We start from the raw sequence: 25135 nt of genomic DNA on the forward strand, positions 1-25135 counted from the left end.
ATTTTAACTTTCGCGGAGGCATTTGTAAAAACGCTATTTCTTTTGCCATACTCGTACATAATCGATGCTGTAATCTTCATTCAAGCGGTTGTCATCCGGAAATGCCAAAAGCCATTTGTTGGATTCACTATTAAAATTAATGTGTAAATCTTGGTGCCAATAAGTATTGGGAGATTCTCTGAATAAAATACCGTCTATGTACCACCTAATGTAATCTTTGTCCCATTCCAGCCCCCAAACATGGTAATCTTTTTGTAATTCAAAAGGGATATAATAATTTTGTGGGTGCGATTTTAGTTTGGTTACGTTTCCTTTATCCGGTGGAGCGGAGAACACATGTAGATTTGAGGTCAAAGTATGTCGGTTTTTTGCAGCTCCCGGATTATTTTCGCAAATATCAATTTCGGTTTTCCAATTGTCCTTGTACCACCAATTGTACAACCAAAAGCAACTTACCCAAGGAGCATCCATTAGTTTGGCTCGCATTTCAAAGTAACCATAGGTAATAGATTTTTTACTCACAACCCAACCTACATTATGTGTGTACCCATTTTTATATACAGGATTTTTAGCTTGATTAATTTTTAAGGTTAATGCTTTATTTTGTATCGAAACATTTTCATTGCTCGCCATAGAGGGCTCTCTTCCCAACCATTTGGGATTGGTATCATACCACTTTTCTAGATCTAATGTTGGTGCATTAAATTCATCGGACAAGTCTTTTTGTAAAACCCATTTTTTATCTCTTTGATGGGATAAGGGAAGTTTATCTGTAATTCTTTTTGGGGCGGAGCCAAAAGATAATGAATCGGTATAATAGCTCGCCGGACGAGTAGAATCCTGCGCTTTTGTTTGACAGATTGAAGTTGTCACTACTAGCGCAGCATAAAGTAGGTTGCTTATTTTCATTTGTTTTTTATTGTATAAAATAAGTTTATTATAAGGAGACCAGCAGCTACCAATGTTTTAAACATTAGAACATATGTTTTTTATTCGGTTTTAAACTTTGAAACTGTGCTGCAATTACAGTCATTTGTCAAGTATGTGGATAGGATATTACAATATTTTTATATACATAAGTTTTTGATTTATAATCTTTTGTATGAACTTGATTGTTTGAAAATAGAAATCCATCCATAGGATTCTTATTATAGTAAGATTTTGTGTGTCCTTGGAAAATAAATGAGAACCGAATATCTTCTCATGTTTAGTTGATGTCTAGTTGTACTTTATAGTTTGTTGTCCTGTTTAAAACTAATTTTACAAAAAATATTAAATTATATATAAATGAAATTTTACAGATTGTCTCTCGTAGTTTTAACTACAATGTATTTTTTTTCATGTAAAAGTAAATTTGAAACTGCTACTACTGAAAATGTAACTCTAAACAATAAAGGCAAAAAAGAAAATATAAAAAGTCTTGCTTTGCCTGAGCATTTACAAAAAGACGGAAAATGGGAGTTTCAACCCGAAGTATCAGATGATTTTAATTATCAGTTTGATCCTGTCAATGCTAAAACAAACTTTGGAGGTGATAAATGGGTCAATTTTTATCAGAGTCAGTGGGATGGTCCAGGTACAACGTATTGGAAATACAATCATGTTGCTGTTGATGGGAACGATTTAATCATAAAGTCTTCTAGAAGGGAGAAAGGAGTAGAATATAATCCGGTTCATTCTCAGACCGTTAAAATGAATAAACCTGATGGTGGTGTAAATGCGGGTTGTATTACTTCTGTCAAAAAGGTAGTTTATCCTGTTTTTATTGAATCTAAAGTAAGTGTTGCCAATATTGCCTTGGCTTCTGATGTTTGGTTACTAAGCCCCGATGCGACACAAGAAATAGACATCATTGAGTGTTATGGCGGAAAAGAACCGGGTAATGCTTTTTTTGCCAAATCGATTCATTTAAGTCACCACTCTTTTATCAGAAAACCATTTAAAGATTACCAACCCAGAGATACGGGTTCCTGGTACGATAGTAATGGTGTTGAAGCCTGGGGAGACTATTGCTGGAACAATGGTGACCGAAAATATGTAACAGTGGGCGTGTATTGGAAAAGTCCTTTTCATTTTGAGTATTATATAGACGGAGAGTTAGTGCGTGTTCTATATGACAAGGCTTTGGCAACTAAGAGAAATGGAAAATGGGAATACGGATACCCTACTATGACAGATGGTAAACTTGATGTTGAATCGGGCAAGCAGAAAATTGTAAACTTCAGTACACAAACAGATTATTCTTTTGAAGAACTGAAAAAAGCTAATGAAATATCCAAAGTAAGTATTATTGATCCTTATGATTATCAAAGTGGAAAAGGATTTACCAAGGAGTTGAATATTATCATAAATATGGAATCACAAGATTGGCATGTTGCAGCAGGAAGAACTCCTACAGATGCTCATTTGGCAGATATGAACAAAAACACCATGAAAGTCGACTGGATAAGAGTTTTTAAACCAACAACTAAGATTTCTAAATAAAATAAATAGAGTGAATCTATGGAATGAATTAATCCATATGAATTTCACTATTAATACAACAATCCTATTTTATGAAAGCGACTTTACTGTCGCTTTTTTTTGAGAGTAATAATGCTTAAAAACACCATTATTTTGAGAATAAATTGTGTTTTTTTTACAGTACTATTATACAGAGTGTATCCTCCTCAAAGGGAATTATTATTTAAATAAAGAATCACTTAAAATTTAAAAAAAGTATATTTTACATGATTATTTAAATTTAAATATAAATTTTATATTTGCATATAAAATCAACATACTAACTATGAAAATGAAATTATCAAAGACAATTGCAGCTCTATTCCTGAGTTGTGTTTATGCAGTAGTCCTCAATGCTCAACCCAACACTACCTTATCATTGGAGGATTCTAGTCAACAAATACTTGATTTAAGTGGAAAAAGATGGCGCTTTAAAATGATGGCACCAGGAGAAGGTGTGAAAAAAGGTTTGCACAAACTACCGTCCGAGGATATTGAAACGTTGGTATGGAATAATGCCAAAGTACCAGGAGATGTCTATACTGACTTGTGGAAGGCTGGTGTTATAGAGGACCCGCATTTTGGACGAAATAGCGTTAAAGCACAGTGGGTACAACAGTATGAATGGTGGTATGCTTTACAGTTTAGTATAACTGAAGGTGTAGAAAACCAAATGGTTGATCTCGCTTTTGAAAGTGTAGATTATAGCTGTGATGTTTGGTTAAATGGTCATTTTTTAGGGCATCATGAAGGGGTATTTTCATCTTTTTCATTTAATGTAAACGAATATTTAAGGATTCATAAATGGGATTTCCTTAAAGGTCGTAATATGTTGGTGGTAAAACTAGATACGCCACCGCAAGTTAATGCCTTTGTAGCGGGTAAAAAAACACCATGGTTTGGAGATTACTGGAGAGATATCACCCCGATTGGCATTGTAGGTCCCGTAAAACTAGTTCGAACGGGTAAAGCTCGTTTTAAAGATGTATATGCTAATAATACAATCCATAAAGACGGTTCAGCTGATGTGAATTTGGAAATAACAGTTGAAAATACGAATAAAGACGCAAGAGAATATACATTTGAAACCGCTCTTAATGGTAAAAACTTTAAGATAAAGGAAGAAAAATTTGTGTTTAAAAAAGTAATTCAACCTGGAACGCATAAAATAATTCAAGAAATACACTTAAAAGATCCAAAACTTTGGTGGCCTTGGGATTTAGGTGATCAAAATTTATATATAACAAAAATTGCTATAAAAGACGGTAAACTAAATCAAGATATTAACGAAACTACTTTTGGTATCCGTGAGGTAACTTCAAAATGGAATCCTGGATTCGTAAAAGATGTAGATGTTACTTTTCCACGTTCTACTTATATCAATGGTAAATTCCATTTCATTCGTTCGGCTTGTTGGGGTGGACCACCAAATATTTTTGTAGGTCGTACAGAAATCAGTGATTATAAAGAACTGATTCGTTTGGCTAAGGAAATGAATATGAATAACATTCGTATTTTCGGATGGCATCCTCCTGAAATTCCAGAATTTTATCAGTACTGCGACGAAATGGGAATGACAGTTTGGCAAGATATTATTCCACTAGGAACAGGTAATATTCCATCAGATGAGAAAAATTTAGCAGCAATTTTTAATGAAGGAGTAAAAGTGGTAGTAGCACGTAGAAATCACCCGTCATTAATTATGATGGAAGGTGGAGAGGAAATGATGTTCCGTACCCGTGATCCTAAATTTGGCAGACAATTCTTAGAACGTTTAGGTGACTCGTTACAAGCACATGTGAAATTACCGTATGTTCCGGATTCTCCAATGACTGACCATGTGGGACAACAAGCCGGATTTAAACCCAAAGAAGCGGTTCATGCATTGCGTTATTTCTATGAAATGGGACGCTGGTTGCACGAAGATTGGTATCAAACCAATGCTGATGGGTTCCCTATTGTTCCTGAGTTTGCCATCACATCAGTGCCCTCTGTAGAAAGTTTGAAAAAATTTATTCCTGAAAATGAGATGTGGCCTCCGGGTTTGAGTTGGGGACACCATTGGGCCGATTTAACACATTTGCGCATGCAAAACTGGGATGTTTTTAACAGTGAAATGAAAGGTTCACTAGAAGAATTTGTGAATGCGACTCAGGATGCACAAGGAATTATTTTCCAGAACGGAATAGAGCATTTCCGTCGTGATAAGCCTAGTTTAAGTGGTATAGCACTCTGTCATTACATCACTTATGGACCGGATATGAAATGGGCAATTGTAGATAATTATAGAAAACCTAAGAATTCTTATTATTTTGTACAAAAAGCTTATCAGCCCTTATTAGTGAATTTCGAATTCAAAAAACGCCGTTGGGATACGAGAGAGCCTTTTGTTGGGAACATTTGGATTATCAATGATTTTTACAAAGAGTACAAAGATTGTAAAGTGAAGTTTGAAATGAAAGATGATTCCGGCGCTGTTATTTCTACCAAAAATTTTGATGTGTCAAAAATTGATGAGAATAGCGCGAAATCTTTCTTCCCTATAAGCGAAAAAGTATTGAAAACGGTAAAATCTAAATTTTATGTAAATCTTGAATTAACGGATAAATCAGGTAAAGTAATTTCTAAAAACGATTATTTCTTCTTGATTGGTGACCAAAAAGAAGCTACAAAATACTTCAATGAATGGAAAAAAATACGTTTAAAAGAAGAGAATGACAATGGAGGTTACGGTTCATATTACCACTATTTTAAAGAGTTTACAGGTGAAGATGGTATGAGATACGAAAGTCAAACCCAAAATCCTCGCGCAACTGGCTTTGAACAAAGTAAAAAATAATTGAAATCAATTTATGATTTTAATTAAACCCAAATTATGCAATAGACTTCGTAGGGAAACGAAATTTTTCAATAAATTCAGGTGCTCACGGAAATTTTTTGAAGAAGGAATAGTAAACTATTTCAATGATTAAAAATTGAGTAAGTACCTGAATTTGAAGAAAAATAAAGTTGAGTAGATTTCTACTGCGTAATTTGGGTTAAATAAAAATGCACAAGTAAAAATAAATATGGAGCAAGTAGAATCATTCTTAAAGATTAAAATAGAAAAAGAGTACGCTGTTTTGAGTTTGAATAAACCACCCGCTAACAGTTACGATAAAAATTATTTAAAGCTGATAAATAAAGCATTAGTTGATATTGAAAGTGACTCTTCAATAAAAGTAATTTTGATTGAAAGTACTTCTGACAAATTCTTTTGTGCTGGTGCGGATATTAAAGTGTTCAGTCAAAATACCACAGAGCAAAACGCTGAAATGGTAGTTGCCGCTAGAGAAGTTAGTACAACTATTGCCTCAAGTTCAAAAATAGTAATTGCAGCCATTAGGGGTCATGTTTTAGGCGGGGGGTTAGAAATGGCGATGTCTTGTGACATCCGTTTAGCGGCAACGGGAAATTATCTCGTAGGATTACCCGAAGTAAAACTGGGGTTGATGCCTGGAAATGGTGGGACACCAAGAATGATCGATTTAATAGGTGCCGGTAGAGCCATGGAACTTTTGGTAACCGGAAACTCTATTTCGCCAGAAAAAGCCTTTCACTACGGATTATTCAATCAGCTTTTTGAAGCGACAGAATTTAAAACGAAAGTTCATCAATACGTACAAGAATTAGCTTTAGGCGCAGGTGAAGCCATGTCTGCTATTAAAAAGTACATCCAATTGCACAAAGGAATGAATTTACAAGAATCCTTAGATTTTGAAACCAAATCGGTGGAAACCTTGTACGATACCTATGATGCGAAAGAAGGTTTTCAGGCATTTGTTGAAAAGCGGAAACCGAAATTTAATTAATTTATTAACTAACCAAATTACTCCTTTTTATGAGTCAAGAAATTCAACATTACAGATGTTACATAAACGGTGAATGGCTAGATTCGTCCACAAGAGAACGTATTGCGGTGGAGTATCCTGTAACTAACGAAGTTTTTGCTACGGTAACGGCTTGTACTTTAGACGACGTACAATACGCATTAGAGTCCTCTGAAAAAGCACAATTTGCTTGGGGATTATTACCCCCTCAAACTCGTGCAAATTATATTTATGCTATTTGTGATCGACTGAAAATAGAGCGGGAACATTTTGCAAAACTCTTAGTAATGGAACAGGGGAAAACTTATCCCGAAGCTTTAGGAGAAGTAGATGATACGATACGTTATATGACCTATTCCGCTGAGTCTGGCCGTCGTATTCAAGGAGCAATTTTTCCATCAGAAAATGCTAATGAGCGTTTAGAAATTCACAAAGTGCCCTATGGGGTAACAGTGGCATTATGTGCTTTTAATTATCCATTGGCGCTAATTGGGCGTAAGTTAGGTCCTGCTTTGGTGACTGGCAATACTATTATTATAAAGCCACATGAATTAACACCAGTAACCGCTTCAGAATTTTGTCGTTTAGTAGAAGAGGCTGGTGTGCCAAAAGGCGTAGTAAATATGGTTTCTACTCAAAATGCCCAGGCAGCCTCTTTATTAGTAGAAAGTCCTATTACTAAATTAATTAGTTTAACGGGTAGTACTAATGCGGGGAGAGCAATGTATCGAGCCGCAGCTAATAATATTACGGGTTTGATTTTAGAACTAGGAGGCAAAGCGCCATTTATAGTTTTAGAAGATGCCGATATCGACAAAGCAGTAAATGCTGCTGCAATTTCACGATATGCTAATTGTGGACAAGTATGTATCTGTAATGAAATGGTTATGGTTGCCGATAAAATTGCAGAAGAGTTTACTGATAAATTAATTAAAAGAGTACAACAAATAAGAGTCGGAGATCCATTCGGTAAAGATATCAATATGGGGCCTAATGTAAGTACGTCGGGACTAGACAGAGTAAATCAATTAGTGAAAGATAATTTGGCTGAAGGAGCGCAATTAGTTTTAGGTGGAGGGCGTCCCGAAGGGGCAGAGTTTGAAAAAGGGAATTGGTATGCGCCAACGATTTTAACAAATGTTAAAAATGGAGATGCTACTACCAAACACGAATTGTTTGCACCCGTGTTGCCTATAATGAAAGTTTCTGGATTTGATGAAGCAATGGCTTTTTCGAACGCAAGAGAAGAAGGTCTATCCGCTTATTTATTTACAAACGATTATAAGATTCACCAAAAAGCTATAGACCAATTACAAGTTGGAACTATTTTTATCAATAGACAAATTGTAGGATACATACAAGGATATCATTCAGGACACAAAACATCAGGTCTTGCTGGAGAAGATGGTATCTATGGCATTGATCATTATTTGCAAAAGAGAACAATTTATTTAGAGTACTAGTCAAAAAAATATATAGATATGATAATAGGATTTTTTTGGGTACTGCTAGCTGCTATCATGCTAGGTTTTTATGCTTTTCCAACTAAGTATATTAAAGAATTTGATGTAGAAAACACCTGGGGAAGTTTTTGGTTATTGGCTATGTTTATTGTGCCTTCTTTAGCCTCGATATTTTTGGTTAACGGTTTAATTAATACCTATACACAAGTACCAATTTCGGTATTTATAAGTGTTTTCTTTCTAAGTGTATTGTGGGGGGTTGGTAATCTCTTATGGGGAATAAGTATTTCCAGAATTGGAATGGCTTTAGGTTTCTCATTATTAATTGGAGTTGGGACTTTAGTGGGGTCGATATTGCCATTTTTCATGGGAAATATTGAACAATTAAAGACTACCGGGGGTCTCGTTATTGTGGTTGGAATTATAATCATTATGCTTGGTATTTTTTTTAATGGTAAAGCAGGATTGTTGCGTGAAGCCAATGAATTAACGGGTACAGATATTTCCAATAAAAACATGAAATCTGGAATTATCATGTGTGTTGTTGGAGGTATTTGTGCAGCAGGATTTAATTTAGCGTACCATGTGGCTGATACTATTGGACAAATTGGGGAAATTTCTCAAAATCAATATGGAAATTCACCTTGGATTGCACGTTTAGCAGTTATGTTGCCCTCCTTCATTGGCAGTGGTATTGTAACGGTTTCCTACTTTGTTTACCAATTGAGGAAAGGTAAATCATGGGTGAAATTTTCCGGATCTTCAAGTCCGAAAAACATAATCCTTATCGTTAGTATGGCTCTAATATATGTAACTTCTTTGATCATTTATGGCTTAGGAGCATACAAGTTGGGAACATTAGGAACATCAGTAGGGTTTGCTGTATTTCAAACAGGTTGTATTATGGTTGCCAATTTATTGGGATTATTTTCAGGAGAGTGGTCTAGTGCAGGGGATAAAAGTAAGCGTTTTTTATTTTCAGGATTGTCAATGATGACCATTGGAATTCTTTTTATTGCTTATGGGAATCATATTATAAGTTAAAAACTTAATATATAGTTTTATCTAATACTGTTAATTTTTATAAAATACTCCCTAGTTTTTATTTACTATTTTCTGATAAGTGCGCTTAACATTATTTCTAATAAACTAGAAATAGTGCTAAGCGTTTTTCTTTTAAATGCCCAAAATGTATCGAATGGTTTATTAAATATAACAAATGATTTTTGACTCAATTTACAAGAATGAAATTTTCTTTATGCAAGAGTAATCCTTTAGTTTTACAGATGGAAGATAAATGGGGAACTAAAATTAACCATAAAGTAGGTAAAAGAAAGAGAAATATTGCTCGGGAAACTCGTATCCCATTTTTAAAAATTAAAGTAGAAATGAAAAAAATAAAAATTAGTCTGCTGAGTCTTTTTGCCATTCTAACGGTACATACAGCAGATGCTCAAAAGGATCATTCTCAAAAAAAAGAAAAATACAAACAAAGTTGGGAATCCTTATCGACCGTAAAGCAAATTCCTGATTGGTTTCAAGATGCTAAATTTGGAATTTATGCGCATTGGGGGCCTGTTTCGGCAGCTTTTGAAGGCTCTGATCCTAAAAAATTCTATGGCGGTTGGCACGGAATGGTGATGTATCAAGATGGGAAAATTGTACCTACTAAAAACGGCCAGCCTTCCAATAACTACATACATCACAAAAACAAGTATGGTGAACCTAAAGAATTTGGATACAAATACATCATTGAACAGTTTAAACCAACAGGATTTGACGCTGCAAAATGGGCAGAAATATTCCAGAAATCGGGTGCTAAATTTGCTGGTCCGGTAGCCATGCATCACGATAATTTTGCCATGTGGGATAGCAAAGCCACTCGATGGAATAGTATGAATTATGGAAGAATAGATCCATCGGCGGCATTAAAAAAGGAAATTGAAGCCAGAGGAATGAAATTTATGGCCTCTTTTCACCATGCATTTACTTGGAAATATTTTGCTCCAGCGCATGCACATGGCAATATTAGCCCTGAGGATTACGATTTATATACCTCACCGCATTCCTTAGAATCAGATACTCCAGACGAACGTTTTTACAAAGAATGGTGGGCTAAATTAAAAGAATATATTGATGTCTATAAACCTGATTTAATTTGGTTTGATTGGTGGTTGGAAAATATGACCGAAGAATGCCGATTGAAATTTTTGGCCTATTATTATAACAAAGGTTTAGAATGGAATAAAGAAGTAGGCGTAGCTTATAAAGAGAGTACTTTTACCTTAGATACGGCTATTAAAGATTATGAAAGAGGAAGGCCTAACCAACCCAAAAATCCAACTTGGTTGACAGATACTTCGCCAGGAGCTTGGTTTTACAGACCCAATGCTCAATTTAAATCGCCTAACGAATTGATAGATATTTTGGTTGATATTGTTTCTAAAAATGGTGTAATGTTACTAAATGTACCACCAGATCCTGATGGAACAATTCCTGTCGTTATGGAAAATCTATTGACTGATATGGGAAAATGGTTAAAGATCAACGGCGATGCGATTTATGGAACAAGACCATGGACTATTTTTGGTGAAGGACCAAACAGACTGCCAGAAGGAGGTCATAAAGTAGAGGAAAGTAGTAAGATAGTATATTCAAATAAAGACATTCGATTTACTAAAAAGTCAGATAAAGAGTTTTATGCCATTGTTTTGGACAAACCTGAGGATAAAATTGTAATAAAGTCATTGAGTACGCAATTAGGCGTGTTGAATTCAAAAATTAATAAAATTGAACTTTTAGGGAGTGATGAAAAAATTTATTGGGAACGTAATGAAGAAGGATTAGTTATAAAAGCACCAAAATCATATCCTTCGGAGTACGCACATTCCTTTAAAATACTTTTAGAAGGATATCAAGAAAATAACATTGGGGGTACCATCGAAGCTCACAAAGATTAATCAAAAAAAAATGCTAAAGAAAGGAATTGTTCTTGTTTTTATTTTACAATATTTTTTATCCATTAGAGCTCAACAGCGACCAAACATAATTTTCATCTTAACCGATGACCAATCCTATGAGTTATTAGGTTGTACTGGGAATACCATTGTGCAAACTCCAAATATCGATAAGATGGCTAAAGAAGGGATTTTGTTTACTAATGCTCATGTGACTAGTGCCATTTGTACGCCAAGTAGGGTTTCTATATTATTAGGGCAATTTGAGCGTAAACATGGTGTTAATTTTAATTCGGGAACCAGTGTTTCAGATAAAGCTTGGGAACAATCATATCCGATGATAATGCGCAGAAACGGTTACTACAGCGGGTGGATAGGAAAGAATCATGCACCGGTAGGAAAAGGTGGTTATGATAGTGGCCTGATGGAAAAAAGTTTTGATTACTGGTATGCAGGACACGGACATTTGAGTTTTTATCCAAAAGACAGACATGCTATTTTTAATGATGCCATCGCTTTTACCCAACCTGAGATCATCAACGAAGGGGTAATAGACTTTTTAGACTCTAACGAAAGAAAATTAAAAGGGGCTATTAAGTTTTTGGAAACTCGCCCTACATATAAGCCTTTTGTATTATCGGTTAATTTCAATCTACCCCATGGTGCGAGTACAGAAACAATGAAAATGAAGCCAACTGATGATGAAATTTACAGAATGTTATATCGTAATGTCGAAATTCCTTTACCTCCAAATTATATCGCCAAAGCTGATATAAAAATGCCAAAATTACCAGCCGATTTATTACATGCAGAGGACAGACAAGTGGGATACAATTATGTTGATACTCCTGCCGGAATCAAAGAAAGACTCATTCGCGAAATGCAAGCCATGACCGGAATTGACCGCATGATTGGTAATCTTAGAAAAAAATTAAAAGACTTAAAAATCGATAAGAATACCGTTATTATTTTCACTTCAGACCACGGATTGTTTGGAGGAGAACAAGGACTGGGAGGAAAAGCTCTTTGTTACGAAAAAACAACTCATGTTCCCTTTATCGTATTAGACCCTAAAGCGCCAAAAAAAGCAAGAGGTTTAAAGAGTGATGCCTTGGTACAAACCATCGATATCGCTCCCACAATGTTAGCTATGGCGGGTATTGCGGCTCCAAAGGAATTTCAAGGTAAAGACATCTCAAATTTGATTAAAGGGGGCAAAGAGGAGCCAAGAGACTATTTGTACACCGAAAATCTATGGTCAACCCATTTTGGTAATCCACGTTGCGAAGCTGTTCAGGAAAAAGATTGGAAATACATTCGCTATTACAAAAACGATAATTTTTCGGCTACCAAAGAAATTAAGTATGCCAAAGAAATAGGCATGAGTGTAAACGATATGTTGTATAAAATGCATGACCCTGAAATCGCTGTTTACCGTGACTACATCGAATCTTCTTTAAATGGAGAAAAACCGGTTTATGAAGAATTATATAATTTAAAAAATGACCCTCACGAGCTACATAATTTGGTAAACGATAAAAAATACAGTACTGTTTTGGCATCATTAAAAAAACAATGGAAAGTGGAAATAAAGAACGCCAGAGGAGAAGGTAAAGCCGAAGTGTTGCGCTATACCAATGATTTGTTTCCAAAAGCGGGGCATTGATTTTTTGAGACTAAGCTGTAATGCTGAACCATCGAGGCCATATGATAATTGACCTAAAACATGTATAAAAGAATTTATTAGAACCAATAGATTATCAAACGAAACATGAAAAAAGTATTGCAACTTTTCTTACTTAGTTTCTCTTTCTCTATTCAAGCCAAAAACTATAATGTTTTAGACTATGGAGCAAAGGGTGACGGAATTACTAAAGATACGCAAGCGGTCCAAAAAGCCATTGATTTGTGTTCAAAGGAAGGAGGAGGTAAAATCATTATTCCATCGGGAAAAAGAGTACTTATAGGCACCATCTATTTAAAAGATTTTGTAACCCTCTATCTTGAAAATGGTTCGATTTTGTTAGGTAGTCCTAATTATTCAGATTATACAACTGATACACACAAAAACACCTATAAAAACGAACCGCACATGGATCGTTGTCTGATATTTGCACATAATGCTAGATCTTTTTCTATAGAAGGTAAAGGTACAATTGATGCCAACGGTCATCCTGAAAATTTTACCAAAGAGAAAGGTGGTCGTCCTATGATGTTACGTTTTTTAAATTGCAATGATATTCATTTAAGAGATGTAACCCTTATAAATCCGGCAGCATGGACTTCGGCTTGGTTGTATTGCAATGAAATTGTGGTTGACGGAATCAAAATCATCAGCAGAGTAAATCATAACGGAGACGGACTGGATTTTGATGGTTGTACCAATGTAAAAGTCTCCAATTCTTCATTTGACACCAGTGATGATTCAATTTGCCTGCAAACCTCCAGAGCTGATAAACCGTGTAAAGACATTACAATCACCAACTGTGTTTTTACCAGCAAATGGGCTGCCATGCGTTTTGGATTAGCCTCAAGAGGAGATTTTGAATCGGTGACGGTAAGCAACTGTACTTTTCATGATATTCTAGATTCAGGTTTGAAAATTCAAATGAACGAAGGTGGTGAAATGAAGAACATGATTTTTTCAAATATAGTGATGAAAAATGTTCCTAGACCCATTTTTATGACTTTCTGCCAACAGCGGGCAGGAGTTGATGCCCCAATTGAAATGATTCCGATGAAAGCCATGCACGGTTTTCTTTTTGAAAATATCATTGTGGATAATAGGGATTTGGATAAAAATACTGCCATTTTTATCACAGGAATGCCCAAGCACTATATCAGTGATATTCAGTTAAAAAACATTCAAATGACGATTGCGGGAGGAGGAACAAAAGAAGATGCAAAGAAAAAAGACATTAAAGAATTTACTCTGGAAACTCTGGGAAATTGGTGGCCTGAGTTCAGTAAAGTAGGAACTTTACCAGCTTCAGGAATTTTTGCACGTCATATTGATGGTTTGGCTATTGATAATGTTCATATCAATATAATAAACAAGGATGCTCGTAAACCGGTCGTTTTTGATGATGTTTTAAATGGATCAGCAAAGAATATTTTTGTAAATAGAAAAAGTGTAAAATAATAATTTAATCGTGAATAATAAACTAATAAAATTATTCTTAGTTAATCTGATTACAACTGTTGCTTCTTATGCGCAGCAGCCTAATATTGTGTGGATTGTATCAGAAGACAACTCGAAGCATTATATGAAATTGTTTGATGAACATGGAATAGCAACACCTAATATCGAAAATTTGGCCAAAGACGGAATTGTTTTTGACCGCGCTTTTTCTAACGCTGCCGTTTGTAGTGCTGCTCGTTCCACCTTAATTACCTCCAGTTATGGTCCAAAGTTGGCAACCCATTATCATAGGGCTGAGGGGAAAGTAACTTTGACAAATATCCAAGAAATGTTTCCTGCCTATTTAAGAAAAGCGGGGTATTATACTGCTAATAATGCCAAAGAGGATTACAATATTTACAAATCCAATGATGTTTGGGATGATTCTTCTAAAAAAGCAACTTGGAAGAACAGAAAAGAAGGCCAACCTTTTTTCTTTGTTTTTAACATCGAAACAACGCACGAAAGCAGAATTCATTTTTCGAAAGAGACCATGAAGAACACTAAAACCTCGATGGATCCGAGCACTGTTTTTGTACAACCAAACCATCCTCAAACGGATTTGTTCAGATATACAAACACTTATTATCGCGATAAAATTAAAGCGATGGATAAGGAAGTTGGCCAAGTTTTAGACCAACTGAAAAAAGACGGACAACTGGATAATACTATTATATTTTATTATGGTGATCACGGTGGAGTTTTGCCAGATAGTAAAGGCTATTTGACAGAAACAGGGTTACACATTCCGCTAGTGGTGTATGTTCCAAAGAAATACCAAGACGTAACGGTTTTTAAACCAGGTTCTCGAACCAATTCTTTTGTGAGTTTTGTTGATTTTGGTGCTACGGTCGTGAACTTAGCAGGGGTTAAAGTTCCGAAAACCATGGACGGAAAACCTTTTTTAGGGAAAAATATTTCGGTAAAAAAATTAAAGAAAAGAAATGAAACTTTTGGTTATGCTGATCGATTTGACGAAAAGTATGATATGGTGAGAAGTCTTCGAAAAGGTAATTTAAAATATGTTCGCAACTTTGAACCTTTCAATGTTGATGGTTTGATGAATGAATACCGATACAAACAATTGGCTTATCAAGAATGGTTTGATTTATACAAACAAGGAAAATTAAACAAAATTCAATCTCAATTTTTTGAACCAAAAGCTCCCGAAGCTTTGTATGATGTGAGTAAAGATCCTTTTGAAACGACCAACTTAGCAAACAATCCTGCGTACAAAACGCAATTATTGAGTTTGCGAAAAGACTTGAATTCTTGGATGCTAGAACAACCTGATTTGTCTTTTTATCCTGAATTTTATTTGTTGGATAACGCCATTCAAAATCCGATAGAATTTGGACAAAAACATAAAAAAGACATTAAGAAGTACATCAGTATTGCCAATTTGTCTTTGTTGGATTTTGATAAAGCAGCGCCAAAAATCATCAAGTGTCTGAAGTCGGATGACCAATGGGAACGTTATTGGGGGCTAATTACGGCTACTTCTTTTGGAGAAAAAGCAAAATCCTTGACTATTAATGTAAGAACTGTCATGAATACCGATACAGTAATTATTAATAAAGTAAGAGCGGCCGAATTCTTATCTATTGTGGGACATCAAAATACTACAAAACAAATATGTGAGGCATTGTATGAATCTAAAAGGGATACCGAAGCTTTGTTAATTCTAAACAGCATAGTATTGATGCAGGATTTCTACCAGAAACAACATTTTGATGTAAATATCGATAAAATGGATAAAAAAGTCCGAGAAAACAATACAGTTCTCCGAAGATTGGAATATCTAAATTCAAAATAATTTTAATAAATAATCAATTTTAAACACTATTTTAATAGCATGAACAGATTAATCAAAAAAATCAAACAACTGACACCATTAATGGTGTTATTAACAGCAAACGCAATTAGTGCGCAGAAAGGGCCTCATTTTCTTAAGGGACAAGATCCAAAAGCAGCCAATCAAAAATGGGAGTTAGTTAAAAACATGTCGGATGAATTTAATGGAAACAAAGTAGACGAATCCAAATGGCAAATTTCTGGTCAAGGATGGATTGGTCGTGCCCCGGGATTATTCCAAGCTGAAAATATCACAGTATCAGATGGTAGCTTGAAAATAACTACCCGATTATTGCCTGAACCCATTGTCAAACAAAATAAAACTTTTACCCATGGCGGAGGATATGTAGGTTCAAGAAACGCAATGAAGTATGGGTATTACGAATGCGAAATGAAAGCAAACAAAACTTTTATGTCTTCTACTTTTTGGTTAATTAATGAACCTAAAGAATTACAAGGTTGCGATAAAAGAACTACTGAATTAGATATTCAAGAGTGTGTGGGTCAGATTGTAAACACGGCGGAATGGATGAAAAATTTTGACCAAAAAATGAATTCGAACACACACAGCCGAAACATTCCAGAAGGATGTGATTATGCTAAAGGTTCTAATAAATCGAGCGCTGATGTTGGCGGGAAAGTGTATGATGACTATCATGTTTACGGTGTTTGGTGGAAATCAAAAGACGAAGTATTGTTCTTTTTAGATGGTAAATTCATTAATAAGGTAAAACCACCTGCTGATTATGATATCGAAATGTATTTGAGAATGGTAGTTGAAACTTACGATTGGAATAAAGCACCTGAAGATGGAGGGATGAACGGTTCAAAAGAAGACAGAACAACAACTTATAACTGGGTGAGATCTTGGAAATTGGTAAACTAATAAATCAGTAAATTTAATTAAAGAATAAAAATTCATGTTACAAAAAAAAACAATTATATACGCACTGGCCTCTTTAGGACTCATTGTTAGTTCTTGTAAAACAACGCAACAAAGCTTCCCTTTTAAGTTGCCAGATGAGAAACCAAAAATGCCTTTGAGTAAAGCGATGCAACGTAATTACGATAATTATATGGCTCCTAGACCTGAAGATAATGAGCTTTACACCCAGTTTAAATATACTGAACTAAAAGGTTTGGATTACAGTAATCATGATGGTACTATTTCGCGTCGTGACCCTTCAAAAGTACTTTTCGAAAACGGAAAATATTATGTTTGGTACACGCACAGACAAACACCAACACCACCAAAAGGGGCCAAATTAGCGACAGAAACCATTCCGTCAGCCGATTGGGATCTAGCCGAGATTTGGTACGCTACCAGTAAAGATGGGTTTACTTGGGAAGAACAAGGAGTTGCGATTCCGCGTCCACCCAAACCTAATTTGGGACATCGTTCCGTGGCGACTGCAGATATTTTGAAATGGAAAGGCAAATATTATATGTATTATCAAGGGTTTAGCGAAGCCAGTGGTACGCGCGGTGATGATTGTCCTGTTTTAATGTCTTATGCGGATTCACCTGATGGTCCGTGGACAGCGACAAACCAAATTGTGATTCCTAACGGTCCTAAAGATGCTTGGGATCAATATTCGATTCACGATCCTTATCCATTGGTATATAAAGGAAAAATATATTTATATTACAAATCAGATTTTGACGGAAAACCAAATTTAGTTCGTATGCAAGGTTTGGCTACAGCCGATAATCCATTTGGTCCTTTTACCAAAAATCCATTGAATCCTGTTTTGGCTTCAGGGCATGAAACTACGATGTTCCCTTTCAAGGAAGGTATTGCTGCCTTTACCATACGTGATGGAAACGAACACAATACAATTCAATACGCTAAGGATGGGGTTAATTTTGATATCGCTTCCATTACTGAGTTAATGCCAGATGCAGCAGGACCTTTTATTCCAGACGCTTTCACTGATACCAAAGATGGTAGAGGAATTACCTGGGGTATTAGCCATTTGACTACCGTAAACGGTTGGGCTACAAATCATGCTATGTTAGTGCGTTTTGATTGTGATTTAAGTCAGGATTTAGATGATCCCGACATGAAGAGAACACATATTTATACCAAACCAGAAGATAATTTTAAACAAGGTTTGAATCCCAAGCAAAAAGCCAGAATTGCTGAAGAAAACCAAAAATTATTAAATAAGGCTAAGTAATGAATCGCTATTCATTTATTCAAAAAAATCGTCTTCTAAATAAAATTTGACGAGATATAATCAGACCATTTCATTGAGTTTACTTTGAAATGGTCTTTTTTTATACAAAACTGTCTATTTTGAACACAAATTATGCAACTGACTTCGTAGGGAAACGAAATTTTTCAATTAATTCAGGTGCTCACGGAAATTTTTTGAAGAAGGAATAGTAAACTTTTTCAATGATTAAAAATTGAGTAAGCACCTGATTTTGACTAGAATAAAGTTGAATGTATTTCTACTACGTAATTTGGATTGAATAGATTCCACCTTATTGACCCGATCGAGCCAACTTGTATTTAGTAACCACAATTGTAGAATTTTTTAAATGTTCCTATCAAATATTCTAATTATGAATTATGGATATTATTTTTATCCATGTAGTTAAACAATATATCACTTTTTACAATAAACAATAGCACGATGTGTTTACATATTTAAAAAATATTTTTTTTCAACTCAATTTCAAATAGCTATTTAGGATCTATTTTTATAAAAAAAAGCACAAAAAAAGACGGTACATTTTGCAATGTAACCGCCTTTTCAAACTAATTCAAAATAAAACAGTTATGGTCGAAGTTTCGCTTCAGTAACAGTAATGTCATCTAAATAAAATTTTAATGCACTAGGGTTATTTTGATTATCACCTCTAATCATAAAATTATAATTAGCTGTTGTGGTAATTTTCATTAAAGTAGAGCTATATATCCATTTTCCTACTACAAAAGTTGAACTAAAAGCGGGATTAGGACCCACTGACCAATCTGTATTTGGATTGATATAAAATCTCAAATCAGGCGCAGATGTTGGTGGATTATTCCCTAGACTCACAACATATACCCATGAACCTACTTCATAAGTTTTTCCCGCAACCAGATTGAAATTCACTAATGCTCCAGAATTATCTTTATGTCCCATTATCATACCTCCATTAGGCTGCATCTCGATGTAAGCGCTTTTGCTTCCAGAATGTGCTTTACCACCAGAAATTTGTAATGTATATTTATCCCATGGCGATCCCCAAGATAAATACCCCCAGTTTGCAGCAGTTGAATTTTCAAAACCTGAATCGTAAGTGGAAGTAGTTTTAAGGAGGTTTGTTCCAACAAAACTAACAGGTGTATCACTAAAAGAACTCACCGCAACAGCATCAGTAGTAGCTAAAGTACCTTTAGTATATGAAATAGTTACTTTATCATCATTATATAATATTTGTCCGTTTAACTCCACAAGAACGATATTACCTTCGGTTGGATTAATAGATATTGATTTGATATTTGCGGGTAATGTTACCCCTTTATTAGTAAGACCTACCGAAAATTGAGATGTATTTAAAGTAGTTGGTTCCATTTCTCTGCTAAAATTTAGTGCGATTTTTCCATTTACTACCTGTGCAGCATCAAGAGTTACTGGATCTGTAGATGGAATAACTTTTACAAAATCAGTAAATGTTACTGTTGCACTTCCTGCTGGTCTTGGTGTATTTGCATTAATGCTAAAACCATAAGTTCCTAATTTTTTATATTTTACATCTAATACTTGAGTATCCACAGTTGACGTTACAGGATCGCCACCTTCCATTGTCCAAAGAAACTTTTGAGGCTCACCAACTGTGGTGATTTTATATCGTATTGTTCTACCAGCGATAATCTCATTTTTAGCACCATTAGCAATTACTAGTGCTGTCCCATCAGTTCCATCAGGATTTACATAATAGGCTTTTACATCAATTTCAATTTCAGGAAGAACCGTTACAACTATCGTAGTATCCAAAACTTTACCTAACTTATTTATTTGTTGTAAATCATAAGCATCTTCTTTAAATATTTGATTTAATTTTACATTATGCTCTCCAGCAACATTGAAAATTGCTTTTACATTTGCTGTTGTTGCAGTCATATCATTATCAGAGCCTACAATATCGGCAACACCTTCAGGAAAAGTCCATAATCTAGATTCAACACCAGAAGAAAGATCTCCTAGTGTTATACTTGTACCAACTCTAATGGTGTTTCCGAAATCCATTTGTGAGGTAGCAATAACCCTGCTATTTGCCTCGTTTAAATTTATAGCATCATATATGTCATTACAAGAGTGTAAACCAAAGACGGCTATACAAATTGCTACTATTATTTTAAAATTTGTTTTCATATTTTTCAAGTTAAATTAAGTTTATCTACAATCCTGTATTGGTTTGTAATTCAGGTGCAGGTATAGGGAAATAATCATGAATAGAAGAATTATAATTGCTAATCGCAGCTAAAGCCAATAAATTAAGTGAACCTTCAATAGTAAGTGGAGCTTTGCCTACAATTGAAGCAAAATTATCTTTTTCCCAATTTAAGTTAGAACCTAAAGTTGTAAATACATCATTTACAATTCCCCAACGAACTAAATCATTCCAACGATGTCCTTCAAAACATAATTCTAATGGTCTCTCTACCATTTGAATATGTGTCATTATGTTCTCTTTTGTTGGAGCTACCATGGGTTGAGTAGTATATCTTAGTTTGCTAACATGTAATTGAGGGAAAGTATTGTTATTAGCTATAAGATATTGTCTTATTGTTTTAACACCTGCTCTCTCTCTAACAAGATCAATGTGCTTTATCGCTTCGTCAACATCTGAAGAGGCATTTAAAACAGCTTCGGCATACATCAAATAAACATCAGCTAAACGAATATGTCTAAAGTTAATACCACTTCTATTCAAGGGAATTTCAGCCGTTCCTTGGTACCAGTTAGTGTATTTTTTAACTAAAGCAGTCAAACCTAGTCCTCTATAGGCATGTACTTGTTGACTCGTGTTTGTTACTCCAAAATAAGTTCCTTCAAAGTCTTTAGGACAGATAGAAGCAGTAAGACGTCTGGAATGTACGTTTGAACCATTAATTGGGTTTGTTGCATCAACCTCGTCACTTAGGAATAATTCATGGAGGTAATAATTACTCACTACAGTATTATATCCACCAAAACCACCGATGGAAGCATATTGAGCAGCAACATCATTCGCTTCTGCTCCTGAAGCATAAGGTGTATCATCGACATTGCTTCCATTAGCTCCTGGATTAGCTGTTGAACTATAGGCCACTTCTAAAATAGATTCTGAATTAAACTCATTTTGATCTGTAAAATTATCCAGAATGTTTGGCGTTAACGAATATATTTTGGAGTCAATAACTTCTTTGAATTCCGCTGCTGCTTCTGGCCATTTTTTATCGTATAAATATACCTTTCCTAATAAAGAAGTTGCGCTACCCCACGTCACTCTTCCTATGTCATTCGCAGACCAACTTGTAGGTAGATTTGCTTTGGCATAGATTAAATCTGGAATGATAACTTCAGTATTAATTTCATCAATAGAACTCAATTTTTTATTAAAATCAGTTGTGGAGACTTCTGTACGGATAACTGCCTTACCATAAGTATAGGCTAATTTGAAGTAAAAAAATGCTCTTAAAAAACGGGCTTGTGCTAAAATGGTTTCTTTCTCTTTTGGAGCAAATGCAGAACCGTCAACTTTATTTATTTGATTGATTACTTGATTAGCTCTGAATATCCCAATGTACAATTGATTCCACTTTCCTACTACTTGAGGAGAGTTATCAGTGTAAGTCAACTGCCTGTATGCAAGAGGTCTAAAAAATGAATAGGTATCTGCTATATCAGCACGCACTTCTTCTTCAGGCAAACCACCACCACTAATGGCTTGAAACTGCATAGCAGCATAAACTGTTGTTAAAGCACTATTAAACTGTGTGGGTGTTTTCCAAAAAGTAGCCTCGGTAACTGCATTTGGGTTATCAACTGTTAGAAAGTCTTTCTCGTCACAACTTGAAAGAAATAAGATAGCGCAAGTCATAAATGCAATGGACACTGCTTTGGGTTTTATTTTATATTGTATCATAGTTTATATTTTTTAGTTCTTAAAATTTAACTTGAGCTCCTAGAACAAATCTTCTAGCGACTGGATAATTACCACTGTCTACACCTCTAGTACTTATTCCATTACCACCAACTTCTGGGTCGTATCCTGTGTACTTAGTAAATGTGAAAGGATTAAATCCTGTTACATAAAGTCTAATTTTTCTTACACCATATTTATCAAGAAGTTTCGTAGGTAATGAGTACCCTAAAGTGATATTTCGAATTCTCAGATAAGAACCATCTTCCAACCAGTAATCAGATCTTGCTCTAACACTTTCGCTAAGACTACTGTTTTTAAAACTTGGAACATCTGATGTCGGATTTTGAGGTGACCATTGATTATACTGATCTAAATGTCTCCCTAGCGCATAAGCAAAAAAACGTGCGCCATTAAATAATTTAGCACCATATGACAAGTAGGACTGAACTGATAAATCAAAGTTTTTATATTTTAAATCAATATTCAATCCAGCCTCAAATTTTGGTTGTCCTGATCCTGAATACACTCGATCATTTTCATCTATTTTTTTGTTTCCATCAACATCTAAATAACGTATATCTCCTTTTTGAGCATTTGGATTTATCTTTCTGTATTCTGTTAATTCGTCATCTGTCTTGATTACACCTTGATTTTGTAATAAAAAGAAAGCTCCTGCTGGATGTCCAACCGCAAAAAAGGTAGTTTGATCAACTGCATCACCTAATGAAAGTGTTGGGCGTCCATTAGGAAAACCTCTGTCAATACCATTTAAATCAACTACTTCATTTATGTTTTTAGTAAATGTTCCAGAAACATCATATTTCAAACCATTTTTCAATTGATTACGATATGCCAGTGCTATTTCAATACCTTTATTTGTCATTTTACCTGCATTCACATAAATAGGATTGTAAGTTCCTTCGGCATTTGGTTGTGTTGTTCCTCCTGAAGGTGGTGTCTGGAAAGGCAATAACATATCTTTTTTATCATTGCTGTATATATCAGCATTCAAAGTTAATTTGTTATTGAACATCGCTAAATCAATACCTATATTTTTTGATGTACTTGTTTCCCATTTTAAATCAGGATTTGAATACCTTCTTTGAATCAATCCAGAGGTTAAAATTTCACTTGTACCATACAAATAATTTACTCCTGTTTCTAATTGGGTAGCTGCAGAATATGGTGGAACATCTTGATTACCCAATTGTGCATAACTAGCTCTTAATTTCAAACTATTCACAGAGTTTCTAAGTGCAGAATTTTTAAAGAAACTTTCTTCAGAAATGTTCCAACCTGCAGATACTGATGGGAAGCTCGCATAGCGATTATTTAAGAATTTAGAAGAACCGTCCCTACGAATACTGGCAGAAAATAAGTAGCGTTCGTCATAGTTATATTGAATTCTTCCCAATAACCCTGATAAAGTATATTTATTTACAAAGCTTGAAGGGGATTTAGCCGATTCTCCTTGTCCAATTTCTTGTGTGTCATTAGTAGGGAAACCAATTGCACCAATAGAAAATTGCTTGGATTCAAATTCTTCATAAGAAGATACTGCAGTAGCTGTAACGTTATGTTTTCCAAACTTAACATTATAGTTCAACATATTTTCAATTACATTTCTTTCGCTAAACGTATAATCCTCTTGCAGTTGTGCTTGGAGTGTGGATGCTGTAGCGTTCAGTTGTCCATCTAAACCATAAATTAAGTAGGAAGGCATAAAGAATTTTCGTCTGTAATCGTATTTGTTTTTACTTAAATTTATTTTATAAGAAAGTCCTTTAATAAATTCATACTCTAAATTTAAGGCAATATTAGAGGACGAAACTTTTCTGTCATCAGTGTTTTGCAGTTGTTTAGCTAAATATCCAAAATAAATCACATTATCAACAGGAATATTTACGTTATTATCTCCACTTATATTCAAATCACCTAAAGGGAGTTGCCATGGTTTTTGACCAATACTGTATTCATACAATCCCCATGGTTCTTGTTGACGATTTTCATCAGTTAATCCAATAGTTGCAAATGCTTTAAATTTTCCTTTAGTAAATTGAGCATTCAGTCTTGAGCTCAGTCGATCGAATCCTGAATTAATTAAAACACCATCTTGATTATAATAGCTTGTATTAAAATTTAATGACAAGTCATTTGTTCCTCCAGAAATTCCTAAATTGTAATTTCTAATAATAGCATTATTGTTCTGAACATCTTTCACAAAATTGGTGTCATAGTCCAATAATTCAGGGGTAATAATAAAATAACCAGGAAGATTTCCACCATTTAATACTGGTTGCACTGTGAAATCAGCAAACAATTGCTGTTGTGTATTCATCAACGGAGTTCCTGAATATATATTTTGTATTCCTGTGTAAGTGGATAAATCTACTGAGAAATTACCTTTCTTACCTCTTTTAGTAGTAATCAAAATTACGCCGTTGGAAGCTCTTACACCGTAAATAGCAGCTGAAGCTCCATCTTTCAGAATATCCATGGTCTCTACTTGATCGGGGGCAATGTTGGGATTGGATTCATAAGGTACTCCATCCACTACATATAAAGGTTCTAATTTTCCTAATAATGAACCTACACCTCTGATTTGAATATTTGCTGCTTCTCCTGGTCGCCCACTTGCAGCTTGAACATTTACACCTGCAACTCTACCTTGAATAGACTCACTAATGTCAGAAACTGGAGCGCGATCAATTATGTCAGATTTAACTTGAGCAACAGCTCCAGTTACTTCTTTTACTTTTTGTTTTCCATATCCAACATTTACTACAACCTCATTAAGTAATTTTGCATCTGTTACTAATGTTATAATAATTTGAGCTGCTGAACCTACTTTCTTTTTTTGGGTTTTGAATCCTAAATAAGAAAAACTTAATTCATCTGTTTCATTTGCTATGATGGAATATTTACCATCTATATCTGTAACTGCACCATTTTGAGTACCTATCACTGATACCGTAACTCCAGGCAAAGGAAATCCCGAATCGTCTTTGACTTGACCCGAAACTTTTTTCTGTGCGTTCACTGCACAAAAACTTAAAAGAAAAAACATTATAGGTAATGTCTTTTTCCAAAATCCATTCTTTTTTTTCATAAATAATTTTTAATTAGTTAAATAATTTGATTTTAGTTTATTGTTAAAAATTCATTATATGGTATATTTTTTTA

At 34.7% G+C, this 25135-nt stretch carries 15 protein-coding genes; 11 read left to right on the forward strand and 4 right to left on the reverse strand.

The genetic code is table 11. The annotated features are described in order from the left end of the window. Positions 1-33: 33 nt before the first annotated feature. Positions 34-909 (reverse strand): family 16 glycosylhydrolase, encoded by an 876-nt coding sequence (locus ACSV4D_RS09065; protein ID WP_439228006.1) that lies wholly within the window; start codon positions 907-909, stop codon positions 34-36. Between the two features lie 378 nt (positions 910-1287). Here ACSV4D_RS09065 and ACSV4D_RS09070 point away from each other — a divergent pair, with 378 nt between their 5' ends. The 11 genes from ACSV4D_RS09070 to ACSV4D_RS09120 all read left to right on the forward strand — a co-directional run bounded on the left by ACSV4D_RS09070 (position 1288) and on the right by ACSV4D_RS09120 (position 18006). Then, positions 1288-2484, forward strand: a complete 1197-nt coding sequence (locus tag ACSV4D_RS09070; protein ID WP_439228007.1) for a beta-agarase — start codon at positions 1288-1290, stop codon at positions 2482-2484. A gap of 310 nt (positions 2485-2794) precedes the next feature. Then, entirely contained in the window at positions 2795-5341 is a 2547-nt protein-coding gene (locus tag ACSV4D_RS09075; protein ID WP_439228008.1) for a glycosyl hydrolase 2 galactose-binding domain-containing protein, read from the forward strand. A 229-nt stretch (positions 5342-5570) separates the two neighbouring features. Next, entirely contained in the window at positions 5571-6353 is a 783-nt protein-coding gene (locus tag ACSV4D_RS09080; RefSeq protein ID WP_439228009.1) for an enoyl-CoA hydratase/isomerase family protein, read from the forward strand. A 29-nt stretch (positions 6354-6382) separates the two neighbouring features. Next, complete coding sequence (locus ACSV4D_RS09085; RefSeq protein WP_439228010.1) at positions 6383-7834, forward strand: aldehyde dehydrogenase family protein; 1452 nt, start codon at positions 6383-6385, stop codon at positions 7832-7834. An 18-nt stretch (positions 7835-7852) separates the two neighbouring features. Continuing rightward, positions 7853-8878: an L-rhamnose/proton symporter RhaT gene (locus tag ACSV4D_RS09090; RefSeq protein WP_439228011.1), complete on the forward strand. Its 1026-nt coding sequence runs from the start codon at positions 7853-7855 to the stop codon at positions 8876-8878. Between the two features lie 344 nt (positions 8879-9222). After that, positions 9223-10794, forward strand: coding sequence for an alpha-L-fucosidase (locus ACSV4D_RS09095; protein ID WP_439228012.1), 1572 nt, complete (start codon positions 9223-9225; stop codon positions 10792-10794). A gap of 10 nt (positions 10795-10804) precedes the next feature. After that, a complete protein-coding gene (locus ACSV4D_RS09100; RefSeq protein WP_439228013.1) occupies positions 10805-12457 on the forward strand; it encodes a sulfatase-like hydrolase/transferase in 1653 nt (550 codons plus the stop codon). A gap of 105 nt (positions 12458-12562) precedes the next feature. Continuing rightward, entirely contained in the window at positions 12563-13933 is a 1371-nt protein-coding gene (locus ACSV4D_RS09105) for a glycoside hydrolase family 28 protein (protein WP_439228014.1), read from the forward strand. A gap of 10 nt (positions 13934-13943) precedes the next feature. Further along, positions 13944-15788, forward strand: a complete 1845-nt coding sequence (locus ACSV4D_RS09110) for a sulfatase family protein (protein WP_439228015.1) — start codon at positions 13944-13946, stop codon at positions 15786-15788. Between the two features lie 39 nt (positions 15789-15827). Beyond that, on the forward strand, positions 15828-16712 hold the full coding sequence (locus ACSV4D_RS09115; protein WP_439228016.1) for a family 16 glycosylhydrolase: 885 nt from the start codon (positions 15828-15830) through the stop codon (positions 16710-16712). A 34-nt stretch (positions 16713-16746) separates the two neighbouring features. Beyond that, positions 16747-18006 carry a glycoside hydrolase family 117 protein gene (locus ACSV4D_RS09120; RefSeq protein ID WP_439228017.1) on the forward strand — a complete coding sequence of 420 codons (1260 nt, stop codon included), beginning with the start codon at positions 16747-16749 and terminating at the stop codon, positions 18004-18006. 606 nt (positions 18007-18612) lie between these two features. On the opposite strand, the gene ACSV4D_RS09125 is transcribed toward ACSV4D_RS09120, so the two are convergent. The 3 genes from ACSV4D_RS09125 to ACSV4D_RS09135 form a co-directional block, all read right to left on the reverse strand. Further along, positions 18613-20070, reverse strand: coding sequence for a hypothetical protein (locus ACSV4D_RS09125; RefSeq protein ID WP_439228018.1), 1458 nt, complete (start codon positions 20068-20070; stop codon positions 18613-18615). 151 nt (positions 20071-20221) lie between these two features. Continuing rightward, entirely contained in the window at positions 20222-21952 is a 1731-nt protein-coding gene (locus tag ACSV4D_RS09130; RefSeq protein ID WP_439228019.1) for a RagB/SusD family nutrient uptake outer membrane protein, read from the reverse strand. Between the two features lie 19 nt (positions 21953-21971). After that, complete coding sequence (locus ACSV4D_RS09135; protein ID WP_439228020.1) at positions 21972-25061, reverse strand: SusC/RagA family TonB-linked outer membrane protein; 3090 nt, start codon at positions 25059-25061, stop codon at positions 21972-21974. Between the last annotated feature and the right edge of the window lie 74 nt (positions 25062-25135).

Source organism: Flavobacterium sp. ARAG 55.4 (assembly GCF_051846875.1).
Classification (GTDB): domain Bacteria; phylum Bacteroidota; class Bacteroidia; order Flavobacteriales; family Flavobacteriaceae; genus Flavobacterium; species Flavobacterium plantiphilum.